The organism is Limnospira indica PCC 8005, from assembly GCF_000973065.1.
In the GTDB taxonomy this organism is placed as follows: Bacteria; Cyanobacteriota; Cyanobacteriia; order Cyanobacteriales; family Microcoleaceae; genus Limnospira; species Limnospira fusiformis.
Map to the genome: position 1 here is coordinate 4,148,953 of NZ_FO818640.1, position 22,457 is coordinate 4,171,409.

Here is a 22,457-nt window from a genome sequence, read left to right on the forward strand (position 1 = left end):
GGTGATTTCTAGCATGGTTTTCAAATCGTCCCAGCAACCAGGTTTCTGGCCCCCCACCCACATCCCAGAAACCCGGTTTTTCAATCTCTCAACCCCTCCAACCGCAGAAAATTTACTCCCCCGAATGAGTCCCCTGCTACCACCGTCACCCCATCATCAGCCACAGCACAGGAAATCATCGGAGCCTCCCCGGTGAAGGTAGCTAACACTCCCCCCGTTGCCAAATCCCACAGTTTCAGGGTGCGATCAGAGGATGCGGAAACGGCAGTTTTGCCGTCCGGCGCGATCGCCACTACATTTACGTCGTAATTATGGGCTCGCCGGGTAGCCAGTTTTAATCTCGCCGGCACCTTTTCCAGTTTCCGGGTGTGCTTCGAGAATGCGTAAACCGCCAGTGCCTTTGCCTTCTTACTATTGTTCTTGAAGGAGGCTAGTTCCAACCCCGTCGCTAAATCCCACACTTTCACGGTGTGATCATAGGATACGGAAACCGCTTTTTTGCCGTCCGGGGCGATCGCCACTGCATTTACCCGGGAATTATGCCCTGGGTGGGTAGCCAGTCTTTCGTGAGGGTAGTTGCAGCATTCCGCCTCCGTGACCAAATCCCACACTTTCAGGGTGTGATCAGAGGATGCGGAAACCGCAGTTTTGCCGTCCGGGGCGATCGCCACTGCATTTACCCAATGAGTATGCCCATAGAAGGTGGTTAGTTCCAACCCCGTCGCCAAATCCCACACTTTCAGGGTGCGATCTGCAGAGCCGGAAACCGCTTTTTTGCTGTCCGGCGTGATCGCCACTGCATTGATCTGGTAATTATGCCCTCGCAGGGTGGCTAGTTCCAACCCCGTCGCCAAATCCCACACTTTCAGCGTGTTATCAGAGGATGCCGAAACCGCTGTTTTGCCGTCCGGGGCGATCGCCACTGCATTGATCTCATCACTATGTCCCTCGAAGGTAGCTAGTGGTTCTTGAGAGTCCTCTGACGATTCCTCCAGCATCTCCAAATCCCACACTTTCAGGGTTTGATCATCCGCTGCGGAAATGGCTGTTTTGCCGTCCGGGGCGATCGCCACTGCATTTACCCAGTTGCTATTATGCCCTGTGAAGATAGCCAATGGTTCTTGAGGGTCCTCGAACTCTTGCGCCATCTCCAAATCCCACCATTGCAGGGTTGTATCCTCCGATGCAGAAATCGCCCTTTTCCCGTCCGGGGTGATCGCCACTGCATTCACCTCCCCACTATGTCCCTCGAAGGTAGCTAGTGCTTGGTGAGGGTAGTCGAACCATTCCCACCCCCTAACCAAATCCCACAATTTCAGGGTTGTATCCTCCGATCCAGAAACCGCTGTTTCGCTGTCCGGGGCGATCGCCACTGCTTTTACCGCGCCACTATGCCCTCTGAGGGTGGCTAGTTCCAACCCCGTAGCTAAATCCCACCATTTCAGGGTCTTATCCTCCGCTCCAGAAATCGCCCTTTTGCCGTCCGGGGCGATCGCCACTGCATTAATATCACTACTATGGCCTGTCAGCGTGCGAATCAGCGAATTTCCTGGGGGGGTGAGGTTCGCCGTCAACGGACGAAACCAGATTTTTTCCCGCCATTGTTTGGCTTGTTCCAAAAGAGCCACAATTTGTGGCTGGGAAAACCACAACAACCGTCCCAAAAGTTGCCCCGCCAACTGACTGCTATCGTAGACCAACGCATCAGCCGACAGCCGCAACGCCTCCTGAATTAGCCTTAATGTCTGTCTCTCCTCTCCTGACAGCAACGGCAGCGCCAAATTATAATCGCTCATCAGCGCCGTTATCCCCACCGCCTCTAGCTTTTGCTGCAAAAAGCCAAAATCCGTCAGCCAAGCCCGCAACGCCTCAACTTCCCCCGCCTCCGCAAAATCACTCGGTTGGTGGCGCAGTAGGTCTAAGCGCTTTTGTGAATCCTGACCCATCAACCATTCTCCCAATGCCGTCGTCATATCACCACTCCTTTGCTGAAATTGTCAGCCTTTTGGCGTTCACTTTCCGCCCCATTCATCCGCAAATCCTCCGCTTTTTGGCTTAGGAAATCCCTAAAGGAAGCATGGTATTAGGCTTAATAATCGCTTTAACTAGGCGATCGCTTGCCATTCTTCCCCCCGATAAATTCCTAGCCACAGGACCCACAATCAAAGCCGCTAATCCCCCCATTATAAAACATTGAGATCCAGGAATCCGCAAATTTTCATCTAGGACAGGTAAACCATTAATCATCTCCGTCCGATAAATTCGTAGCACATCAGTCAGTAAATTATCTTGGTGTCCATTAAATTGAGTTCCCGTAGCCAACCAAATCCGATTAAACATTAGTGAAACTTCCCCATTCAGCCTCACTCGCCACTGTTCATCCTTCCAAACCGCCCCCAGAATCTCAGTATTTTCTAAAATCCTCAATTTCCCCTGACGCGCCGCCCGTCTTAACTGTAACATCAGCGCGGGAGTCACCGAACCCCCATCACGAGCCTGTTTAATCATCTCCCAACGACCATACCAACAGTCCTCCCCTTCAAAACCCTTTAAATATTTGGGTCCTAACCAACCAGGTTCCGCATCAAATAACCTCTCGCGCAACTGTCGCCGCACTACTAATGTCACCATAGCGCCTCGTTTTAGCGCCCCCATAGCCAAATGACCGCTGGTTAAACCCCCTCCCACAATTACAATATCTTCTCCAGACAAATCCTTAATTAACCGCAAATCAACCTGTTGAGAATGACAAAGGCTACTGGGAGGATAGGGGGTCCTAATTTCTTCTACCCACTGGGGAATATTGGGAACCGCCGCCCCGGTTGCTAATACTACCCGCCGCGCAATTAAGGAACTACCATCAGTTAAAACTATCTGAAATCTGGGCTTTTGGGACCATTGAATCGGTAACACTTGGCTGACTTTTCCCGGATATACCCGGTCTGTTAACTCCCATTTTTTCACTACCTCACCACAGAAATCCTCAAATAGCTCGGTTCCTGGTAGGTCGTAGGGGGGGAACAATTCCATCGACCTATTCTCAGCAAATCGTCTGAGGCTATAGGGGTCGGGGTCGGGGTGATGTACTGCTGGCGATCGCAAATGGGGGATTTCCTGCGCCTTAAATTGATGTCGCCATTGTTCTAACCAAGTCCCACTGGGGTCTAAGACCATAAATCGGTTCCTGAATTTTTGGCGTTTCTGCAATATATGGGTAACTAACGTCAGGGCTTGGGGACCGGCTCCCACAATCGCTAGGTCAATCAAACTCGGTAAAGGGCGATCGAACATATTTTTCGGAATTTTCTCGAATCCTGTGTTATGTGTGTTATGTTAATATGATAATGATTCTCATTCTTGTTTAACCATGATTTTTGCGATCGCAGGTCCCCCCGGTGCTGGGAAAACCTACTGGATTCGAGAACAGATAGCCCAAAACCCCCAACCACAGTGCTATTTCGCCCCAGAGATTAATGGCGTGTGCATTGATAAAACCTGTTTAGCCACAGAATTTCCCCATCTGCACATCCTATCTCGTGGTCAAGAAACGGAACTATTAACTTTAATTGAATCCGGGGTTAATGTTTATATTGAATTACCTTGTTATTTGGAATTATCCAACTTTGAACCCCTTTTAAATAACCTCGATTGTCAACGGATTGCTGTGCTACCTGCCACCCCGCAAAATTCCGAGTTTGAACAGTGGTCAGACCAAATAATTAACGGAAATTCAGCGGCAGCCCCCAGCCAAGAATTGTGGGAGAGTATATCTGATGATGTGCAAATTCATCAAGGGTTACTATCCGGCGAAATTATCGATTGGGCGAGTTTGACCGTGTTTTGGTTTGAACTCATTCATGGAGCATACGGTCAGGTAATTAGAGCTAAGGGAATTTTTGATATTGTTAGCGGTGAGTCAATTTATGGAGATTTCGTCTTTGGGACAGCTAATCGGGAGTTTGTCGCCCTGGATTTACCTATCCACACTTCCGGGAGACCTGAGCGATTTAGTGGCTTTGAAATTGTCGGACAAGGATTAGATAAACAGGGAATATCACAAACTCTCAAAGATTGCTGTTTACCAGAATCTCATATACACTATTATCAGCAACAAATGCAGCATGATTCCTTAGCGAGAGAAACCGAGGTTTTAGTATGAAAATAGCCGTCATGTCTTGTATCCATGGTAATTATGAAGCCCTGGATACAGTTTTGTTGGATATCGATAAACAAAAAGCTGACCAAATTTATTGTTTGGGAGATTTGGTCGGTTATGGTCCTTTTCCTCATGCCGTAGTTGAGCAAATTCGCTCCCTAGATATTCCCACTGTTCAAGGATGTTGGGATGAAGATATTGTCGAGGGATTAAATGCTTGTGAATGTAGTTATCCATCCCTATTGGCGGAACAAAGGGGGCGCTTGGCTCATGAGTGGACTAATGATAATGTCTACCCAGAAACCAGGGAATTTTTGGCTCAATTACCTTTGAGTTTAAAGAAGGATAATCTCTGTTTTGTTCATGGTTCCCCCCATAGCAACCATGAGTATTTGATGCCGAATATGGATGCTTTTACCGTGTTAGAAAGAGTTTTGTCTACTGATGCGGATGTGCTTTTTTGTGGACATACCCATGTTCCATACGTGCGACAGTTAGAAGCGGGTCAACTACAGGTTAAAATTCGCCAAATGGGTGGGGGTGAAAATCCACAAGATTGCAGTTTTCAGACTCCCTTAAAACGGGTGATTAATGTCGGTTCTGTCGGAGAACCTCGCCACGGTCGCCCTAATGCTACCTATGTGATTTATGATACCGATACCCAACAGGTTACTCTCCGAGAGGTTGAGTATGATTATCGCAAAACTTGTGCCGCCATTATTGAGAAGGGGTTACCGCCTATTTTTGCTTGGCGTTTATCTCAGGGTTTGGAATATGCCGAAAAAGCTGATGACCCGACCCATGTTTGTCAACGTTAAATAAGTTTCCAAAAACCTGGCAATTTTGGTAAATATCTGCTATAATAAAATTATCACTTTGCCCAATTTTCCGGGTAGATTAAGCCCGCCAATTGTAGTTTACTTTCACTTAAAAACATGACTTTAGCCCAGGAACTTCAAGCCAGTATCAATGGCAATTTACCCAATTTGACCACCGAAACAGCACCTTTAGTTTCTGAGGAAGAAATGCGTCAAGCGGTGCGGACTTTGTTACTGGGACTTGGAGAAAATCCCGACCGGGAAGGTTTGAAGGATACCCCTAAACGGGTGGTTAAAGCCTTAAAGTTTTTGACCTCTGGTTATCATCAGTCTCTGGATGAACTGCTAAATGGTGCGGTATTTCATGAGAATACTGATGAGATGGTTTTGGTGCGAGATATCGATATCTTTAGTTCTTGTGAACACCATATTTTACCTATCTTAGGTCGCGCTCATGTCGCTTATATTCCTGATGGTAAAGTTATCGGATTATCTAAGGTGGCTCGTATCTGTGAAATGTATGCTAGAAGGTTACAGGTTCAAGAAAGATTGACTGCTCAAATTGCCGATGCTTTACAGGGTTTACTCAAGCCGAAAGGGGTCGCTGTTGTCGTGGAAGCCAGCCATATGTGTATGGTCATGCGCGGTGTACAAAAGGTGGGTTCTTGGACTTCTACCAGTGCGGTGCGGGGGGTGTTTTCTGAGGATGCCAAAACTCGCCAAGAGTTTATGTCTTTGATTCGCCATACCCCGAATTTTAGCTAGTTTTTGGGGATTTTATCCTCGCCGTTTGGCGATCGCAATAGTTGGGTTGGGTTTGCGCCTAACTCAACACCTTATTTTACTTTTAAGTTATGGTTATGTGGGCTATTTTAAGCGGTATTGAAGGCAATTTGGTGGCTTATCAAGAAGTGGTTAAGGATATCATTAAACGCCGAGTTGAGATTGAACAGTTTTATATTTTGGGAGATTTGGTCGGTCCAAATCCTAACAGTGAATTGCTGGTTGAGATGGTCAGAAATGCCGCTGAGTCAGGAGAAATTGAACCCCAAGTCTGTCTGGGTTGGTGGGAGGAACAGTGTTTTAATTTGTATGGTTTTGGGACGAATGTACAGGGTGATGAATTGTTGAAAAAATATGGGGGAGATACGGTTAAGTTATTGTGGAAATCGGTTTCTCGGAAAACCGTTGAATGGCTGCGAGAACAGAATTTTGGCTTTTTAGAATTGGACTGTTTATTAATTCATGGAAGTAGTGTAGGGGTCAGTGATGAACTGACCGTGGATACCCCGGCTTGGAAAATGTTGGATCGCTTGCAAAGGGTTGGCGCAAATCAGTTGTTTTGTGGTCGGTCTGGTCAGATTTTTGAGTATGAATTGGCGGCGGGTTCCCTGGCTTCTACTGTTCTAACTTTGGATGAACAACAACCTTCCCAAACTGTGGAATTGAAAAATAAAAAAGTGATTGGAGTCGGTGCGGTGGGTCGCCATTGGGGTACGGCTACCTATACTTTATATAATCCCTATTCTAATCAGGTTACATTTTGCAAAGTTGACTATGATTAATTGGGGGATTACTATATAATTTAATTGAGGATTTACTAGGAGTAATTTAAGATTATGACCGGAGCCACACAATCATCATCGGCTTTGATTCCAGATTTGCCGAAGCGGGGAATGCCTGTGACAATTATTACGGGTTTTTTGGGGAGTGGTAAAACCACTTTACTTAATCAAATTTTGGAAAATAAACAGAATTTGAAAATTGCGGTTTTGGTTAATGAATTTGGGGATATTAATATTGATTCTCAGTTGCTCGTCTCCACTGATGATGATATGGTAGAGTTGAGCAATGGTTGCATTTGCTGCACGATTAACGAGGGGTTAGTTGATGCGGTTTATCGGGTTTTGGAAAGAAGCGATCGCATTGATTATATGGTGATTGAAACTACAGGGGTGGCTGACCCTCTCCCGATTATTTTAACGTTTTTAGGTACGGAATTAAGAGATTTAACTAACCTGGATTCTGTGATTGGTGTGGTGGACTCGGAAAGTTTTACCCCAGATCACTTTGACAGTGAAGCGGCTTTAAAACAAATCTCCTACAGTGATATGATTATCTTGAATAAAACTGACTTGGCGACTGCTGAGAAGCTGCAAGAATTGGAGGCTTATATTTCCACCGTTAAACGGGGTGCAAGAATTATTAGAAGTGAATATGGTAGGGTTCCATTACCGTTAATTTTGGATGTGGGTTTAACGCCTACTGAAGAGTATCAAGACCACGACGACCACGACCACGACCACGACCACGACCACGACCACGACCACGACCACCATCATCATCATCACCATTCTGATCATTTAGCCAATGATGGTTTTGTGTCTATTGCGTTTGAAAGCGATCGCCCTTTTGATGTCAAGAAATTCGAGCAATTTTTAACTGAAAAAATGCCAACTGGAGTATTTCGCGCTAAAGGGATTCTCTGGTTTAGTGAGAGTGAAACACCCTACATTTTTCAACTCAGCGGTCCCCGGTATGATATTCAACTAGGGGAAACTTTGAGACAATCTAAAAACCAGGTAGTTTTTATTGGTCGTCATCTCAACAGCGAGGAAATTAAGCAGCAGTTAAATAGTTGTTTAGTCTGACCTAACCAGGTGAGGGGGGTGGGTTGAGTCAGATTAACGGAATTAATCACTGAGAGTATAACCCCCCCTAGCAGATAATTATTTTAAATAGATTAATAGGTTTAATCCGGGGATGGTGCGAGAAAGGGTCCATAATAGCAGAATCAAATAGAGGACTCCCAAACTCCACTGATACCAAACCAAAGTGGTGATTAAACCGGGGACAAATTCATCGCGCATTCGCAGGTCATTAAAGCCAAATTTGAGCAAATTATTCAAACTGAAATCATAGTAATTTAACCAATTCCAACGCCGATCCCATAAAATCGGTAAATACCTTTCACGGAAGAGAGGATAACGCGGCATTATGGGAAGACGACCAATCATTAATCGTAACTGTCGCAGGCTACCATCTTCTGTTAAATAGGAGGTATTCAATAAATTATGATAGCGTCCGCGCCGATAAATAATCCCTAAAATTAGACCCGGAATAGGAAGGAGAAACACACCTAAACAGAGGAGGGTAAGTCCTGGTTGAGTAGAAGCGGAGAAAATTTCTAATAAACCGATCGCCGTAAATATAGCATAACTTCCCACCATAGAAGTAGTTTCTAAAGGGGTGGGAAGAATGGGAGATGGTCGCCAGCGTCTGACCCGATCTACCAGCCAAAACAATAAGCCAAAATAGGCGATCGCCACTATTCCCACCCCAAAAATTAGGGGAAAATTAGTGCCATATCCAGTTAGCAATAGCAAAATTTCCCACTGTAACCATTGGAGAATAGTTAACAGTTTTTCGACCCCATATTTGAGATGAGTTAGCCTCAAAAAACGCTGCCAACAACTACTATAGTTATCAGCTATAGCGGCTTCTTGACTATTAGCGATCGCGCGATTATATACTGTAATATAAGTCGCCAAATTAATATCATCCAGCCTGAGAATTTCCACCAAATTCCGAAAAGGTTGTTCTTCCCTAACTCGGACAATAGTTTCCGCCTGTTGCGGTTCAAAACCAATAGCCACCAACCGGGAAACGGAAGCGGTGTTAATATTCACCCCAAAAATTCGTCCCCACCAAGTATTTAATCGTAATTTCGCCCGCAACAACTCGATATAATTAGCATCAACAATTTGTTCCTGTTCCCGAAAATTTCTAATCAACTTTCGCAGTAAATTCTCATTTCCCTGAAGAGTCGGAACAGTTATTAATTGACCAATTATTCCCGGATCTCCCATAATTTGAGCGGCTTTAGAGTCAAACATAAAATGGTCAATATTCAACATTTTACCATGATTAAAACCCACATCACTAAAATCCATTAATCCCTCAATACTGGCTTCTCGGAGATTCAAGTTTTCACTAAAGCGAGTATCTCTAAAATCCACAGAATCCGCAAATCGAGACTGATTAAAACTCACAGAAGCATTAAATATAGACTTAGTAAAACCCGCCCTGTCTGACCACAAAGAATCGCTAAAATCTGTGCTTTCCTCCCAAACAGTTTTGTCAAAATCCGCCGCCCCACCAAATCGCACTTGGTGAAAATTACCCCCATTAAAATGACTACCTTGGAAGTCGGTTAATCCCTGAAAATTAGCTTGCTTAAATTGTGCAGATGTGATAAAATAGCTATGTTGAAAATTCGCAGATTCTCGGAAACTAGCCCCGCCAAAATTTGCCAACAAACTCAACCGACAATCAGACCAATTAGCGGTTTTCTGAAAATCTGCATAACGACTATCAACCCCTTTGAGAAAAAAGATATTGTGAAAATCAACTTTTCCCTGAAATTGTGTTTCTTCTAATTTCAATCGTCCCCGCCATACGGTTAATTTAGGCAAAGATGCTGAGAAAGATTGAGGGGATTTAAAAATTGATAAATAGGCGGATTTAGACTTAATTTGCTCTACTTCTTCCTGGGAAAATACAGATTTAATAGTTTCTTCAATCAGGGGAACTCTCACCCCCAAGTTACCCCCATTAAAATCCCCTTGAATTTGGGAATAACTCAAGTCTAATCCTAGGGGTTTAGTTGACTGATTTAGAGTAGTTTTTAATAGTCGATAAAACTGGTTCCTAAACTCAGCATTTTCGGGGCGTATATCAATAATGAGATGCTGTAAATCAATAGCAGCGACTCCCTCAATGTTGCTAGGATTATTTAGCCTTTCCTGGAGCAATTCTAGGGTCAATAAAGTGGGTTCTGGTTGACCATTTGCCGCCTGAACAGATAGGGATGAACGCAGCATAAAAACAGTCAACAGCAGAACACACAGGGCAATTTTAATTAGCCTCATTAACACCAACTAACCTTGATTCTCATCATCACTATCATCATCACTATCATCATCACTATCATCATTATCATTGATAACTAAGGCTAATTTACCTTTCATTCCCCCAGCTTCCAATAACTGATGAGAAGCAGCCGCCTCGGCGAGGGGAAAAGTTTGGTTAAGGAAAATATTCAACTTATTCTCATCAATTAACCTGGCACACTGCTGTAAAATCTTGGTTTGGTCTAACTGGTCATCCTCGCGATTTTGCAGCATGGGAGTTAACATCAATTCCCAAGAAATCCGCAGATTTTTAGTTCGGGCATCCTTGAGATTTCCGAGGCTAAAATCTGGCTCTAATAGGGTGACAATATCTCCATAATTGCGGACGGCATAAACACTCTGAAAAAATGTTTCTTTCCCGACTGTATCAAAGGCTAAATCAACGCCTTCGCCTTGAGTCCAATGCAGGACAGCCTCGACAAAATCTTCCTCTTTATAGTTAATGACTAAATCAGCCCCTAACTCTTGAACAAAAGCTGCGTTTTCGGTAGATCCCACAGTAGTTGCTACTTCTGCCCCTTGCAGTTTAGCTAGTTGAATAGCAACATGACCAACACCTCCAGCCCCAGCATGAATTAGCACCTGCTGTCCGGGTTGTAACCTGCCGCGATCGTACAAAGCCTCCCAAGCAGTAATTAATACTAAAGGTGCGGCGGCAGCCTCAGCAAAGCCAAGGGAAATAGGTTTCCGGGCGATAAATTTTTCTTCTACTACTGTTAACTCGGCATAATTTCCGGTCTGTGCGCCGAGTCCACCATCACAAAAATAGACTTCATCACCAACGGCAAAATCTTCAACTGCGCTACCGACAGCTTCAACTATCCCAGCACCATCACAGCCTAAAATCGCGGGCATTTGGTCAGGATAAAATGTGCCACGACTGCGGAGTTTAGTATCAATAGGATTAACTCCGGCGGCTTTTAGTCGGACTAAAACTTGGGTGGCTGTTTTGATTTGCGGGTCGGGGACTTCTTGGAGTTGCAAAACCTCGGGTTTCCCAACTTTGGTCATGACAATGGCTTTCATCTGCTTCAATTTACCATTAGTAAAAGTTTTCCTAAGTCGGTGGGTCACATCACCACATTTTTCGGTTTCCCCAGGGAATGATTAATGTTTGGTGGGTCACATCACCACATTTTTCGGTTTCCCCAGGGAATGATTCAGTGTGACGCTTCGATGGGTTTCTACAGGGTTAATGATTGAGGGTTAGTTTCAATCAGTTGGGCGAGATATTGCAGGAAAGCTGCGGCATCTGCGCCGTAGATGATACGGTGATCGCAGGTAATGTTAACCTGCATTTGCGGTTTAATTCCCATCATGCCATCATCGGTGGCGACGACAGTAGGACGAGAAGCACCGATCGCCAAAATTGAACCCTGACCGGGAGGCAAAATGGCATCAAAGCGATCGACCCCAAACATCCCCAAGTTAGAGAGAGTAAAGGTTCCGCTGCTGTATTCTTGGGGTTGTAATTGTTTGCTGCGGGCGCGGGCGACTAAATCCTTCCAAGTGCGAGAGAGGGAATAAATATCAATCTGATCAGCATTGGAGAGTACGGGAGTAATTAACCCACCGTCGGGCATGGCTACTGCTACAGCAATATTAATAGCCTTATTGTACTGAATACCAGAGTCAACATAACTGGCATTGACAATAGGATATTTCTGTATAGCAACTGCCACCGCCTTAGCCAGCAAAGCGGTCATGGTCACACCTTTGGACTTAACCTGTTTATAGAGTTTATCCAAGTTGTCGGTAGTGATAGTGTAGCCCACATGGAAAGTAGGAACCTGCAAACTCGCCAACATATTGCGGACTACGGCATTTTGTAGAGTATTCATCCCCACAACCTCCCCTAAAGGAACCGGGGCTGGTGCGGGGGTGGCAATAGGTGTGGGAGGCGCAACAGGGGAAACAGTAGGTTGAGGCGCAACGGTAGGAGTCTGAGTCCTTCCGGTAGCCGCTTCGACATCTTCAGCCACAATGCGACCGTGGGGGCCACTACCCTGGAGGTTATTTAAGTCTACATTGAGTTGTTTCGCCAATTTGCGAGCGCGAGGAGTAGCGACAATGCGACCATTACGACGGCTAGGGGTGCTATCTATGGCAACGGTAGCGGCCACAGGTTCTGGAGTACCTACAGAGGGGGTAGGGGTAGCTTCTGGTGATGGGGTGGGGGCGGTGGCGGTGGCTTGTTTTTTGGCCTCTTCAATTTCCGCTTCTGTTTCGGCAATGAGGGCGATCGTTTGACCGACCCCAGCGGTTCCCCCTTCCGGAACGATAATGGTAGCTAAAAAGCCCTCGTAAAAGGCTTCTACATCCATATCAGCCTTATCTGATTCTACAATCAGGACGGTTTCCCCTTTCCCGACGCGATCGCCTGGGGATTTTTGCCACGATACAATTTTGCCCTCTGTCATAGTTGAACTGAGGGCGGGCATAAACACTTCGTGAATCATAATAGCCTCCTATTAGCTTGGAAAACCCGGCATAAAAATACCGGGGAGGAAAAGCCAGCCATCAATTGTAGCGGCTAGTTAACCTATTTATATCCAGGTTTACCCATTTTAAAATAGGATGGGATAAAATAGGTAATCATTAATGAGTGATGGGCTATGGCTTACCTAGAGCCTGCCGCCGTTCAGTCCATTAAACATCACCGCGTATTTCCTCAACCACACCGTCTCGCAGGAGAATTTCCACCTGCATTTTGCGGATTAAGTTATCACCCTGTTCGACCGCAAATACACTGTCAATTTGACCTTGGCTGACTTCCTGTTCTAGTTCCAAAGTTTGCAATTGCTGAAGTTGTTGGAGGATCTGATTTTTCTGATCCAGAAGTTTACTTTTTTGTTCATTCACCTGATTTTGGATATTATCAATTTGAACCAAAGTCTCTGGTCCTGGAGGTTGTAGGCTTTGTTTTTTGAGTTCCCCAATCATGCGTTGTCCTTGCATTTCCAGTTGTTGAAGCTGACTATCAAGCTGATTAATTTGGGCTTGTAGTTGTTGTTGTGCTTCTTCTTTCCAGCGAGGGGTAACCACAGCTTTCACGTTGATGGGACGTTTGAGAAGCAGTTGATTTTTAGAAATCTCCATGTATAGTGTCCTGTAGTTTTCACCAATTCAGTAATCGAGAGTCAGGGGGTGTTTTAGACGGTCTAAACCACCAAATCATCATGACGATCGCCAATAGCTTATGTTCAGAAGTTGACAAGAGTTAGGCGATCGCACCCAGCAGAAGTTATATTAATCGCCGTCAGGCCATCAAACCAGCCACAGGTGAGCCATCTATTACTGCTGACCCCGTTTAATACATCTCGTCAATCATATCGCGGTAACGTTCCATTACAACCGGGCGCTTGATTTTCAAAGTCTGGGTCAGTAGGCCATTATCAATACTAAAGGGTTCCAAAATCAACCTAAACTGACCAATGCGATCATCAGGTCGGAAACTAGGGCGGTTTTTGACCTGAAGGTTCAACTCCTGACGAAACAGACTTTGTATAGGCTGACTATCGATAGCGATCGCATTTTCAGTTTCCCCCTGTTGTTCTTCCCCAGGTACTTGCAGATGCAAACCCTGTCCACTAGCCCACTGTTTCAGCGCATCCAAATTAGGCACAATTAGCGCTCCCAGGGACTTCTGGTCTTGACCAACCAAAACAATTTGGTCAATATAGGGACTACGAACACAAGCATCCTCAATCGGTTGAGGTTCGATATTCTCCCCATTAGTTAACACAATCGTATCTTTTGCCCGTCCCGTCAACACCAAATCTTTCTGAGGAGTCAGCCAACCGAGATCTCCCGTATCAAACCACCCCTCCGGGTCAATAGCCTTATCAGTGGCTTCAGGATTTTGAAAATAGCCCGTCATCACCTGGGGACCCCGCGCCAAAACCAACCCCTTATATCCCGGTTCACAGGTTTGGCGAGTCTCCGGGTCAATAATCCGAATTTCCGTTTCAGGGATAGGTCGCCCCGCAGAACCCCGTAAATTATGGCTAGGTCGTCGCGCCGTCAAAACCGGAGCAGTTTCCGTCAACCCATAACCCACCAACAGGTCAATTCCCACAATTTCATAGAAATTTTCCAAGTGCATGGCTAGCGACCCACCACCACTAATAGCAAACTTGAGTTTTCCCCCCACAGCCTGCCGCACCTTCTGATAAATCAATTTATCCCCCAAGGCGTGAACAGGAGTTAACAGAATAGTTTGCAATTTAGCCAAAGCTGTGGATGAGTTCTGGTTACTACCTTGTCCGGGAATTGTCAATTTTTGTACAATGCGGCGAGCCTCAATATAGCGGTTGCTCATCCCAAAGAAGAAATTAACCAACTTTTGCCGGGTGGCGGGTCCATCACGAAACTGCTTCTGCGCCGCCTCATAAATCGATTCCCAAATCCGAGGCACACTAACCATATACTGAGGCTTAAACTCCTGCAAATCCTGCTTAAAATAGCGGATATTAGTGTAAATCACCATGGTTCCCCGGGACAGAAAATAATATTGTCCACTCCGCCCCAAACTATGCCACGTTGGCAGAATACTCAGGACAATTTCCCCCGGTTGCGGCGCAATCACATCAGCAATAGTAATCAGTTGGTGCAAAAAATTCCGGTGAGTTAACATCACCCCCTTGGGTTTCCCGGTTGTCCCAGAGGTATAAAGCAGAGTCGCTAAATCTTCCAGTTTGGTAGTGGGGGGATTTAACAAAGTCATATCCTCACCCTTAGTTATCAGTTGGCTAAAGTTGACAATGGGTATACTTAGGCTATCCTCAGCGGTTATGTCTTCATCCGACAGTAACACCACAAACCGAATCGGCAAATCTTGGATCGCTTTTTCTAACTTGTGCAGTAAGGCTAGGTTATCCACCACTAACCCCGTACTCCCACTATTTTGGAGAATATAGGCGAGTTCTTGGGGGTCGGCGGTCGCACCTCTCACCACATTAGCAGCTCCGGCGGTGAGAATACCTTGATCAGCAATCATCCACCGGGGACTATCATCAGCAAATAAGGCGACACGACTAGGTAAGTCCTCGGCGGGTTCAACTCCCAATTGTTGCACTCCAGCCGCAAATTGTTGGATCTGAGTCCACAGGTCGCTATAGGTGATTTGTACTTCTGGCTGACTGTGGGGGTTAAATAGGGCGACTTGTTGCGGGATCTGTTGGGCGAGAATTGGCCAAATTTCTGGTAAGGATTGAACAGATTGATACTGGGCGGTTAGGTTAGAGTTATCCATCATAAGTTAATTGGGTCTGTAGTTATTAGGCGATCGCTATCTTTATCGTCATTAGCAGCATATATTTCGATTATGGTATCTTTAATTGGATCAACTTTGATACCCAAGGGGACAGATATATAATTGTCCCTAGGACAGTGGCAACCCAATTTTAGATAAAATTTGTTAATGATAGAAACGGCGATCGGTTCAAACAATCGCATAATATTAATCGGTATAGGTTGATCCAATGGGTCGGGAGGATATAAAGGGATGGTTCAGGAAATCCAACGTCAAAACTATGATGTCAATTTGGCAGAACAAGTACCAATGGAACCATTGGCGATCGATGTTCATGCTGATCAGTTCATTGATGACATCTTTCAGGATATCGATCGCAGTCTCAGTGGTATAACTAAGCTGCCTAAAGACCCTGTACAGCCGGAGTTTGTCTCACTTCAATCTATTAAGGTTCCTCAGATTATTCTGCCTTCCGTCGAAACTGAGGCTGATCGCGAGGTTGCTATTTCCGCAGAAACTCAACTCCGCGATGCTAACGCCGATCGCTCTCATTCCTTTGATAAAATTCTATTGGCGGCCGCCTGTGCTTCCCTGGTCGTTACTTTATCCCTGTGGATGGCAACTAGAGGCGGTCTGGGGCGACTGTTTGCCCCCGCACCTGTGGCCGTAGATCCTCAGTTGAGCCAACAAACCCAGGCAGATGCTAAGTTTGTCAATTATTTACAGCGATCGCTCGAAGCCATTAGCCGTAACAGAGCTGGAACCGCTCAACCAGGTATGGCTCAACCTGTCCCCGGCGCTCCCCCAATGATGGAACTCCCTACCCTAGCAATTCCTGACACTCCAGCTCCCGCCCCAGCCCCTGATGCCGCCGCCCTCGCTAATACTAACAATTTAATTGCTGCTATCAACCGAGTCGCAGAGGCAGTTCAAGAAGCCTCTAATCAGACCGCAGCCTTGTCTAATCAAGTTATGGCAAGTCTGCAAGCCCAAAATCAGCAAAATCAACAACCAGCGCCACAAGCACAGGCTACCCCAGGGGGTCAAGCATCCGGGGTAGTTCCTGAAACCACCGCCTCTAGTTCTCCTGCACCCACCACCACCCAGGAAACCACCGCCTCTGCTCCCGTCAGCATTCCTGACCCCCCAGCAATTCCTACTCCCCCCACTGCGCCCCCCGAAGAAACAGCCGCCGTGTCACCAGATACTACTACTTCCCCCGCTGCTGGAATTCATACCTTAGTCGGGATTTTGGAATTAGGCGATCGTTCCGCCGCCTTATTTGAAGTCAATGGAGTAGCTCGCCGTATTTATGTCGGTGAAAGTATTGCAGCCAGCGGCTGGAGTTTATCATCAGTTGCTAACCAGGAAGCCGTCATTCGTCGCAATGGAGAAGTCCGCAGCATCGTTGTCGGCGAGAGATTTTGAACCGAAAATTTCTCCAAATATGCAGGCGGGTATATTGTCGTTATTTTACACCATATAACCCGCCTTTTAATTGATGTCTATGATACCACTTAAAATCACCAATAATATAGATATTGCCATCACTATCAGCCACTATTAACAGCCATTTTTCCCATATAGTTGCTGATGTAATTATTCATATTGCCCCCATTTTATCAATCGTAGTTTTCCTAGGTTTTTATTAATCTTTAGAGCGAGATTAATTAAATTTCATGTCAAAATTTACCCCTCCTCCTGTATAATCCCGGTGTAACTGTGAGAGTAAACCCAAATAGGAATAGTTATCAAAAGGGGACTCAATACCTAAGTCGCAAAGCTCCTGCTTGCAGAGCCAATTAACTTGATTCACCAAACTGGATTGGGGGTAGATTGTTTAGAGGAATGTGGGGACAAAATTATGATTTAATTGTACAGGGTAAACCCGGGTTGCCGACCCTTTGGGCTGAAGTCCATCTGGGGGAAATTTACCTCGAATCCGGCATTCAGTAATCAGCAGCACCAGCGCCCCATGTTCATAAGCAGCCATATCCCAGTTTTATAGTTCCCTTAGTTACTCGATAATCTCAGTTGATTTTACTTTAATTTAGCTGATGGTTTTGTGCATCATCATAAAAACAAGGATATTTAGTTTATGCAGATTATTAATACCATAAATTTTCGTAATCTCAAAGGCGACATATTTGGTGGTTTAACCGCCGCCGTCGTCGCTTTACCTATGTCCCTAGCTTTCGGAATCGCCTCTGGGGCGGGGGCTTCCGCTGGTTTATGGGGTGCAATATTAATCGGATTTTTTGCTTCCTTATTTGGCGGAACTCCTAGCCTAATTTCTGAACCCACAGGTCCCATGACCGTCATTATCACAGCAGTCATAGCCGAATTAATGGCTAAGAACCCAGAAAACGGTTTAGCCATGGCTTTTACCGTAGTCATGCTCGCCGGTATCTTTCAAATTATCTTTGGGATTTTAAAATTAGGTAAGTATATTACCATGCTGCCCTATAACGTGATTTCCGGGTTTATGACCGGAATTGGCGTGATTCTGATTTTTCTACAAATAGCCCCCTTCCTGGGTCAAGCAACCCCCCCTGGTGGCGTAATTGGTGTCATCAGAAATTTTCCCGATATAATTTCCAATATTAATCCTTGGGAAACTATTTTAGGGTCAATTACTTTAGCTATTCTGTTCTTTTATCCAGCTAATCTCAAAAAAGTTGTACCTCCTCAACTCGTCGCTTTACTCATTGGTACAATCATTTCCTTAGTCGTATTTAGTGGCGTAGAAATTCGGACAATTTCCACCATTGGTGAAATTACCCCCGGCTTTCCTGAACCACAAATGCCCACATTTACCCAAGAAGATTTGCGGTTAATGTTTGTCAATGCTATGGTCTTAGGAATGGTCGGTTCTATTGATTGTCTGTTAACTTGTTTAGTATCAGATAGTCTCACCCGCACCGAACATAACTCCAATAAAGAATTAATCGGTCAGGGTGCAGCCAATTTAATTACTGGTTTGTGCGGTGGTATTCCCGGTTCAGGAGCCACCACAGCCACCGTCGTCAGTATTTACGCAGGAGGACGCACCGCCTTAGCTGGCATTACTCGCGCTGTTATATTGTTAATTGTCGTGTTATGGGCAGCACCTTTAACCTCTGGTATCCCTTTAGCAGTTTTGGCAGCTATTGTCCTCAAAGTCGGTATTAATATCATTGATTGGGGATTTTTAAAGCGGGTTCACCAAATTTCTTGGAAAGCCGCTGGCATTGTTTATGGTGTCGTTATCCTCACCGTATTTGTTGATTTAATGGTAGCCGTCGCTGTCGGTGTCTTTATTGCCAATATCTTGACTATTGAACGTCTGAATGAGTTTCAGTCTCAGTCTGTAAAAGCTATCACTGATGCCGATGACCAAATTGTTCTAAATGCTCAAGAAAAAGAAATTTTAGACTTGGCAAATGGCCGGGTTCTGCTGTTCCATTTGAGTGGTCCGATGATTTTTGGGGTGGCTAAAGCTATTTCCCGAGAACATCAGGCTATTAATAGTTATGATGTGTTGATTGTTGATTTAAGTGAAGTGCCAATTTTGGGCGTGACTTCTTCCTTGGCTATTGAAAGTTCCATTACAGAGGCAATTGATGCCGGTCGTGATGTGATTGTAGTCGGTGCAACTGGTAAGGTGAAAGGCAGGTTAGAAAAATTGGGCATTGCTGGCTTAATTCCTGGTAATTATTGGATGGGCGATCGCTTAACAGCACTCAAAGAAGGTTTAGCGATCGTCAAGCAAAAACAGCCCAGCATCACCACTAATGCTGATCTCTCCTAGCTGTAGGGCGAGATAATTTTTCTGGTGCGTCAGCAATCAATTATCCCCTATTCCTTCCCATTTTCTCTATCTGACGCACCCTACCAGCCAGATAATTTTTCTGGTGCGTCAGCAATCAATTATCCCCTATTCCTTCCCATTTTCTCTATCTGACGCACCCTACCAGCCAGATAATTTTTCTGGTGCGTCAGCAATCAATTATCCCCTATTCCTTCCCATTTTCTCTATCTGACGCACCCTACCAGCCAGATAATTTTTCTGGTGCGTCAGCAATCAATTATCCCCTATTCCTTCCCATTTTCTCTATCTGACGCACCCTACCAGCTAGGGACTCAGCCCCCGAACCTAGCCATAATCACCGAAATATCCCATAAGCTGGTCAGGGGTGACTCTATCAGAAAAAATTAAGAAAATGTGTAGACAAATACTTGTTTTGGCTTTATGATTCATTTCAATCTATGAATCGTAGTTTTTTTATAGATTCATAGCGATAAATACCTGGTTGTTAACTGTTTTCCCTTATCATGCAACTCCTGAATCATATTCATTTTAGAAACGTTCGGGGCGATATCTTTGGTGGCATGACTGCTGCTATCATTGCCCTACCCATGGCTCTAGCCTTCGGTGTCGCTTCCGGTGCTGGTCCGGCTGCTGGCCTATATGGAGCCGTCCTAGTTGGTTTTTTTGCTGCTCTGTTTGGGGGAACCCCAACCCTCATTTCTGAGCCTACCGGTCCCATGACCGTGGTTATGACTGCTGTTATTGCTAACCTCACCGCTGCTAATGATGAAAACGGCATGGCCATGGCTTTTACCGTGGTGATGATGGCAGGGATTGTCCAAATTATATTTGGTTTTCTGCGTCTGGGTAAATATGTCACCCTCATGCCCTATACAGTTATCTCCGGCTTTATGTCCGGGATTGGTATAATTCTCGTAGTTCTCCAAATCGGTCCTTTTTTGGGGCAGGCTCCCCCCAGAGGTGGTGTCATTGGTACTATTCAGAATATACCATCACTGCTGACTAATATTAACCTCTCTGAAACCATCTTGGGTCTCATCACTGTGGCAATTCTGGTGTTGATGCCTGGTAAGCTAAAACGCTTGGTTCCTCCTCAGTTATTAGCCTTGGTTGCCGTCACCATATTTTCCCTAATTGCTTTTCCTGATATTGATATTCGTCGAATTGGTGAAATTCCTACCGGTCTCCCCTCCCTGCAAGTTCCTACATTTAGTGCAGGCCAAATCCAGACCATGTTCATTGATTCCTTGGTGCTGGGGATGTTGGGTTGTATTGATGCTCTCCTCACCTCTGTGATTTCTGACAGTCTCACCCGCTATCAACACGACTCTGATAAAGAATTGATTGGTCAAGGATTAGGAAACCTCGCTTCTGGTTTGTTTGGCGGTATTCCTGGGGCGGGAGCTACTATGGGGACAGTGGTTAATATTCAGGCTGGCGGTCGCACGGCTTTATCCGGTCTCACTCGTGCAATTATTCTGTTAGTTGTGGTGCTGTGGGCGGCTCCTTTAACTCAAAGTATCCCTATGGCGGTTTTGGCTGGTATTGCCTTAAAAGTTGGTGTTGATATCATCGATTGGGGCTTCTTGAAACGCGCCCACAAGGTATCTGTCAAAGCTGCCTTGATTATGTATGGGGTAATTGGTTTAACTGTTTTTGTTGACTTGATTATGGCTGTGGGCTTGGGGCTATTTGTCGCTAATATCCTCACTATTCAGCGCCTCACTGATTTGCGTTCTAAGGATGTTAAAGCCATTACTGATGCTGATGACAACATTGTTCTAAGTCCCGATGAAAAAGCATTGCTCAAGCAGGCTAATGGTCGCATTCTACTTTTCCATCTTAGCGGTCCGATGATTTTTGGTGTATCTAAAGCGATCGCCCGTGAACACGCAGTTATTGGTAGCTATGATGTTCTCATCTTAGATTTAAGTGATGTGCCTCTGTTGGGGGTCACTTCTTCTCTCGCCTTGGAAAATGCTGTTAAAGAAGCTGTTGATCTCGGTCGTCATGTTTTCATTGTCGGCGCTTCTGGACAGTGTAAACAGCGCTTACAGAAGTTGGGAGTTTTTGAAATGCTCAGTCCCGATAATTTGGTCATGGATAGAATGCAAGCTCTACAGACAGCAGTGGCTATGGTTCGTTCCTCTACTGGTCCTATTCCAGAGGTTGCCGAAGTTAATTATCCTCATGGTTCTTCCATTCTTCCAGATGATTTGACCATCAATAATTGAACCCTACCCCCAAACCGGGCTTCTCTCAAGAAACCCGGTTTGCCTCCGGATTTCTGGTTTTTCACAAAGATTATCATGCGATCGCGACTTAATTTCACCCCCTATTTATTTCTATTACCCGCATTACTCATTTTAACCCTCACTGTATTTTGGCCGTCCTTACAAGCCTTTTATCTCAGCTTTTTTGATTATGACTTAATTCGAGAACCTCGGTGGGTCGGTTGGGGGAATTTTCAAAGACTTTGGCAAGATCAAGTATTTTGGCAAACCTTAAAAAACACCGGACTTTATATAATAGTAGTCGTTCCTATTTTGGCGATCGCACCCTTGGGATTAGCTATTTTAGTTAATCAAAAACTCCGTGGCATTCACTGGTTTAGAACCGCCTATTATGTGCCGGTTGTAATTTCCATGGTCGTAGCCGGACTAGCTTGGAAATGGTTATATGCAGAGAATGGATTACTTAATCAATTACTCCAATATTTTACCTCATTTTTCCTCCCCTCATCTACTCAATTCCGAATTCCCTGGTTAACCGATCCTAATTTAGCCTTATTTTCAGTCATGGCAGTTACCATTTGGAAAGGATTGGGTTATTATATGGTAATTTATCTCGCTGGCTTACAATCTATCCCCGCAGAACTTTACGAAGCCGCTAGTTTAGACGGTTCCGACGGGTGGCAAAGTCATTGGGATATCACCTTACCTTTAATGACACCTTATCTAATTTTAGTCTCGGTAATTTCTGCCATTTCTGCTACCAAGGTATTTGAAGAAGTTTATATCATGACCCAAGGCGGCCCCTTAAATAGTTCTAAAACCATTGTTTATTATCTCTATGAAAGGGCTTTTCAAAACTTAGATATTGGTTATGCCTGTACCATTGGATTAGTGCTATTTGGGATAGTTTTTAGTTTATCATTACTCCGGTTAATTGTTAACCGTTTCACAGGTAATCAAAACCAGGCCACTTGGTGAAATCATCCCCCAGGAGTTGGGGGGACCCGCGACCATAGTTCATACTTTCCCCTAATTTTTGCTAAATTCCTGAAATTAAGCCATAATAGAAGTAGATGGAATTGCCCGTCAATATATAGGCTTAGGGTCAGCAGACCCAGGATAAATCATATCTGAACCAAACTGAAAGGGGAGCATGATTTAATCTCAAATTAGGTTAATATTTTAGGGCAATACGGTATAAGAAGCGAGAA

18 protein-coding genes are annotated in these 22,457 nt (G+C 45.0%); 9 read left to right on the top strand and 9 right to left on the bottom strand.

Annotated features, from left to right (window positions below):
- Window positions 1-80: 80 nt before the first annotated feature.
- Together XZ46_RS18135 and XZ46_RS18140 are read right to left on the bottom strand one after the other, a co-directional pair.
- Entirely contained in the window at window positions 81-1,973 is a 1,893-nt protein-coding gene (locus XZ46_RS18135) for a WD40 repeat domain-containing protein (RefSeq protein ID WP_008052321.1), read from the bottom strand.
- 82 nt (window positions 1,974-2,055) lie between these two features.
- The gene (locus tag XZ46_RS18140; protein ID WP_008052322.1) at window positions 2,056-3,291 is read right to left on the bottom strand and encodes an FAD/NAD(P)-binding protein; all 1,236 of its coding nucleotides are present in this window, start codon (window positions 3,289-3,291) and stop codon (window positions 2,056-2,058) included.
- Window positions 3,292-3,367: 76 nt separating this feature from the next.
- On the opposite strand from XZ46_RS18140, the gene XZ46_RS18145 reads away from it, so the two are divergent.
- From XZ46_RS18145 to XZ46_RS18165, 5 genes are all read left to right on the top strand, one after another.
- Window positions 3,368-4,159, top strand: a complete 792-nt coding sequence (locus XZ46_RS18145) for a hypothetical protein (protein WP_008052323.1) — start codon at window positions 3,368-3,370, stop codon at window positions 4,157-4,159.
- A complete protein-coding gene (locus XZ46_RS18150; RefSeq protein WP_008052324.1) occupies window positions 4,156-4,974 on the top strand; it encodes a metallophosphoesterase family protein in 819 nt (272 codons plus the stop codon). The genes XZ46_RS18145 and XZ46_RS18150 overlap by 4 nt, the downstream gene beginning before the upstream one ends.
- A gap of 117 nt (window positions 4,975-5,091) precedes the next feature.
- Window positions 5,092-5,739 carry a GTP cyclohydrolase I FolE gene (folE, locus tag XZ46_RS18155; RefSeq protein ID WP_006624427.1) on the top strand — a complete coding sequence of 216 codons (648 nt, stop codon included), beginning with the start codon at window positions 5,092-5,094 and terminating at the stop codon, window positions 5,737-5,739.
- Between the two features lie 95 nt (window positions 5,740-5,834).
- The gene (locus XZ46_RS18160) at window positions 5,835-6,539 is read left to right on the top strand and encodes a hypothetical protein (RefSeq protein WP_008052329.1); all 705 of its coding nucleotides are present in this window, start codon (window positions 5,835-5,837) and stop codon (window positions 6,537-6,539) included.
- A gap of 54 nt (window positions 6,540-6,593) precedes the next feature.
- Window positions 6,594-7,625, top strand: a complete 1,032-nt coding sequence (locus XZ46_RS18165) for a CobW family GTP-binding protein (RefSeq protein ID WP_008052330.1) — start codon at window positions 6,594-6,596, stop codon at window positions 7,623-7,625.
- A 78-nt stretch (window positions 7,626-7,703) separates the two neighbouring features.
- Here XZ46_RS18165 and XZ46_RS18170 read toward each other — a convergent pair whose 3' ends face one another.
- From XZ46_RS18170 to XZ46_RS18195, 6 genes are all read right to left on the bottom strand, one after another.
- Entirely contained in the window at window positions 7,704-9,905 is a 2,202-nt protein-coding gene (locus XZ46_RS18170; RefSeq protein ID WP_008052331.1) for a pentapeptide repeat-containing protein, read from the bottom strand.
- A gap of 9 nt (window positions 9,906-9,914) precedes the next feature.
- The gene (locus XZ46_RS18175) at window positions 9,915-10,973 is read right to left on the bottom strand and encodes a zinc-dependent alcohol dehydrogenase family protein (protein WP_006668698.1); all 1,059 of its coding nucleotides are present in this window, start codon (window positions 10,971-10,973) and stop codon (window positions 9,915-9,917) included.
- Window positions 10,974-11,131: 158 nt separating this feature from the next.
- Complete coding sequence (locus XZ46_RS18180) at window positions 11,132-12,406, bottom strand: dihydrolipoamide acetyltransferase family protein (protein ID WP_006624421.1); 1,275 nt, start codon at window positions 12,404-12,406, stop codon at window positions 11,132-11,134.
- A 190-nt stretch (window positions 12,407-12,596) separates the two neighbouring features.
- On the bottom strand, window positions 12,597-13,046 hold the full coding sequence (locus XZ46_RS18185) for a YlqD family protein (protein ID WP_006624420.1): 450 nt from the start codon (window positions 13,044-13,046) through the stop codon (window positions 12,597-12,599).
- A gap of 211 nt (window positions 13,047-13,257) precedes the next feature.
- A complete protein-coding gene (locus XZ46_RS18190; RefSeq protein ID WP_008052332.1) occupies window positions 13,258-15,201 on the bottom strand; it encodes an AMP-dependent synthetase/ligase in 1,944 nt (647 codons plus the stop codon).
- Window positions 15,201-15,404, bottom strand: coding sequence for a hypothetical protein (locus XZ46_RS18195; RefSeq protein WP_008052333.1), 204 nt, complete (start codon window positions 15,402-15,404; stop codon window positions 15,201-15,203). Before XZ46_RS18195 ends, XZ46_RS18190 begins: the two co-directional genes overlap by 1 nt.
- Window positions 15,405-15,453: 49 nt before the next feature.
- On the opposite strand from XZ46_RS18195, the gene XZ46_RS18200 reads away from it, so the two are divergent.
- Window positions 15,454-16,629 (top strand): hypothetical protein, encoded by a 1,176-nt coding sequence (locus XZ46_RS18200; protein ID WP_006668695.1) that lies wholly within the window; start codon window positions 15,454-15,456, stop codon window positions 16,627-16,629.
- Window positions 16,630-17,041: 412 nt separating this feature from the next.
- Here the strand turns inward: XZ46_RS18200 and XZ46_RS35060 are convergent, their stop codons facing one another.
- Complete coding sequence (locus XZ46_RS35060; protein ID WP_008052335.1) at window positions 17,042-17,194, bottom strand: hypothetical protein; 153 nt, start codon at window positions 17,192-17,194, stop codon at window positions 17,042-17,044.
- A gap of 105 nt (window positions 17,195-17,299) precedes the next feature.
- Between XZ46_RS35060 and bicA (XZ46_RS18205) the strand changes: the two genes are divergently transcribed.
- The 3 genes from bicA (XZ46_RS18205) to XZ46_RS18215 all read left to right on the top strand — a co-directional run bounded on the left by bicA (XZ46_RS18205) (window position 17,300) and on the right by XZ46_RS18215 (window position 22,224).
- Complete coding sequence (gene bicA / locus XZ46_RS18205) at window positions 17,300-18,991, top strand: bicarbonate transporter BicA (protein ID WP_006624413.1); 1,692 nt, start codon at window positions 17,300-17,302, stop codon at window positions 18,989-18,991.
- A gap of 524 nt (window positions 18,992-19,515) precedes the next feature.
- Window positions 19,516-21,246 carry a bicarbonate transporter BicA gene (gene bicA, locus XZ46_RS18210; RefSeq protein WP_006624412.1) on the top strand — a complete coding sequence of 577 codons (1,731 nt, stop codon included), beginning with the start codon at window positions 19,516-19,518 and terminating at the stop codon, window positions 21,244-21,246.
- A gap of 75 nt (window positions 21,247-21,321) precedes the next feature.
- Window positions 21,322-22,224 carry a carbohydrate ABC transporter permease gene (locus XZ46_RS18215; protein WP_006624410.1) on the top strand — a complete coding sequence of 301 codons (903 nt, stop codon included), beginning with the start codon at window positions 21,322-21,324 and terminating at the stop codon, window positions 22,222-22,224.
- Window positions 22,225-22,457: the final 233 nt, after the last annotated feature.

Coding starts and splice junctions, on each gene's coding strand:
- XZ46_RS18135 (WP_008052321.1), bottom strand. CDS start 1,973: ATGACGACGGCATTGGGAGAATGGTTGATGGGTCAGGATTCACAAAAG.
- XZ46_RS18140 (WP_008052322.1), bottom strand. CDS start 3,291: ATGTTCGATCGCCCTTTACCGAGTTTGATTGACCTAGCGATTGTGGGA.
- XZ46_RS18145 (WP_008052323.1), top strand. CDS start 3,368: ATGATTTTTGCGATCGCAGGTCCCCCCGGTGCTGGGAAAACCTACTGG.
- XZ46_RS18150 (WP_008052324.1), top strand. CDS start 4,156: ATGAAAATAGCCGTCATGTCTTGTATCCATGGTAATTATGAAGCCCTG.
- folE (WP_006624427.1), top strand. CDS start 5,092: ATGACTTTAGCCCAGGAACTTCAAGCCAGTATCAATGGCAATTTACCC.
- XZ46_RS18160 (WP_008052329.1), top strand. CDS start 5,835: ATGTGGGCTATTTTAAGCGGTATTGAAGGCAATTTGGTGGCTTATCAA.
- XZ46_RS18165 (WP_008052330.1), top strand. CDS start 6,594: ATGACCGGAGCCACACAATCATCATCGGCTTTGATTCCAGATTTGCCG.
- XZ46_RS18170 (WP_008052331.1), bottom strand. CDS start 9,905: ATGAGGCTAATTAAAATTGCCCTGTGTGTTCTGCTGTTGACTGTTTTT.
- XZ46_RS18175 (WP_006668698.1), bottom strand. CDS start 10,973: ATGAAAGCCATTGTCATGACCAAAGTTGGGAAACCCGAGGTTTTGCAA.
- XZ46_RS18180 (WP_006624421.1), bottom strand. CDS start 12,406: ATGATTCACGAAGTGTTTATGCCCGCCCTCAGTTCAACTATGACAGAG.
- XZ46_RS18185 (WP_006624420.1), bottom strand. CDS start 13,046: ATGGAGATTTCTAAAAATCAACTGCTTCTCAAACGTCCCATCAACGTG.
- XZ46_RS18190 (WP_008052332.1), bottom strand. CDS start 15,201: ATGGATAACTCTAACCTAACCGCCCAGTATCAATCTGTTCAATCCTTA.
- XZ46_RS18195 (WP_008052333.1), bottom strand. CDS start 15,404: ATGCGATTGTTTGAACCGATCGCCGTTTCTATCATTAACAAATTTTAT.
- XZ46_RS18200 (WP_006668695.1), top strand. CDS start 15,454: ATGGTTCAGGAAATCCAACGTCAAAACTATGATGTCAATTTGGCAGAA.
- XZ46_RS35060 (WP_008052335.1), bottom strand. CDS start 17,194: ATGGCTGCTTATGAACATGGGGCGCTGGTGCTGCTGATTACTGAATGC.
- bicA (WP_006624413.1), top strand. CDS start 17,300: ATGCAGATTATTAATACCATAAATTTTCGTAATCTCAAAGGCGACATA.
- bicA (WP_006624412.1), top strand. CDS start 19,516: ATGCAACTCCTGAATCATATTCATTTTAGAAACGTTCGGGGCGATATC.
- XZ46_RS18215 (WP_006624410.1), top strand. CDS start 21,322: ATGCGATCGCGACTTAATTTCACCCCCTATTTATTTCTATTACCCGCA.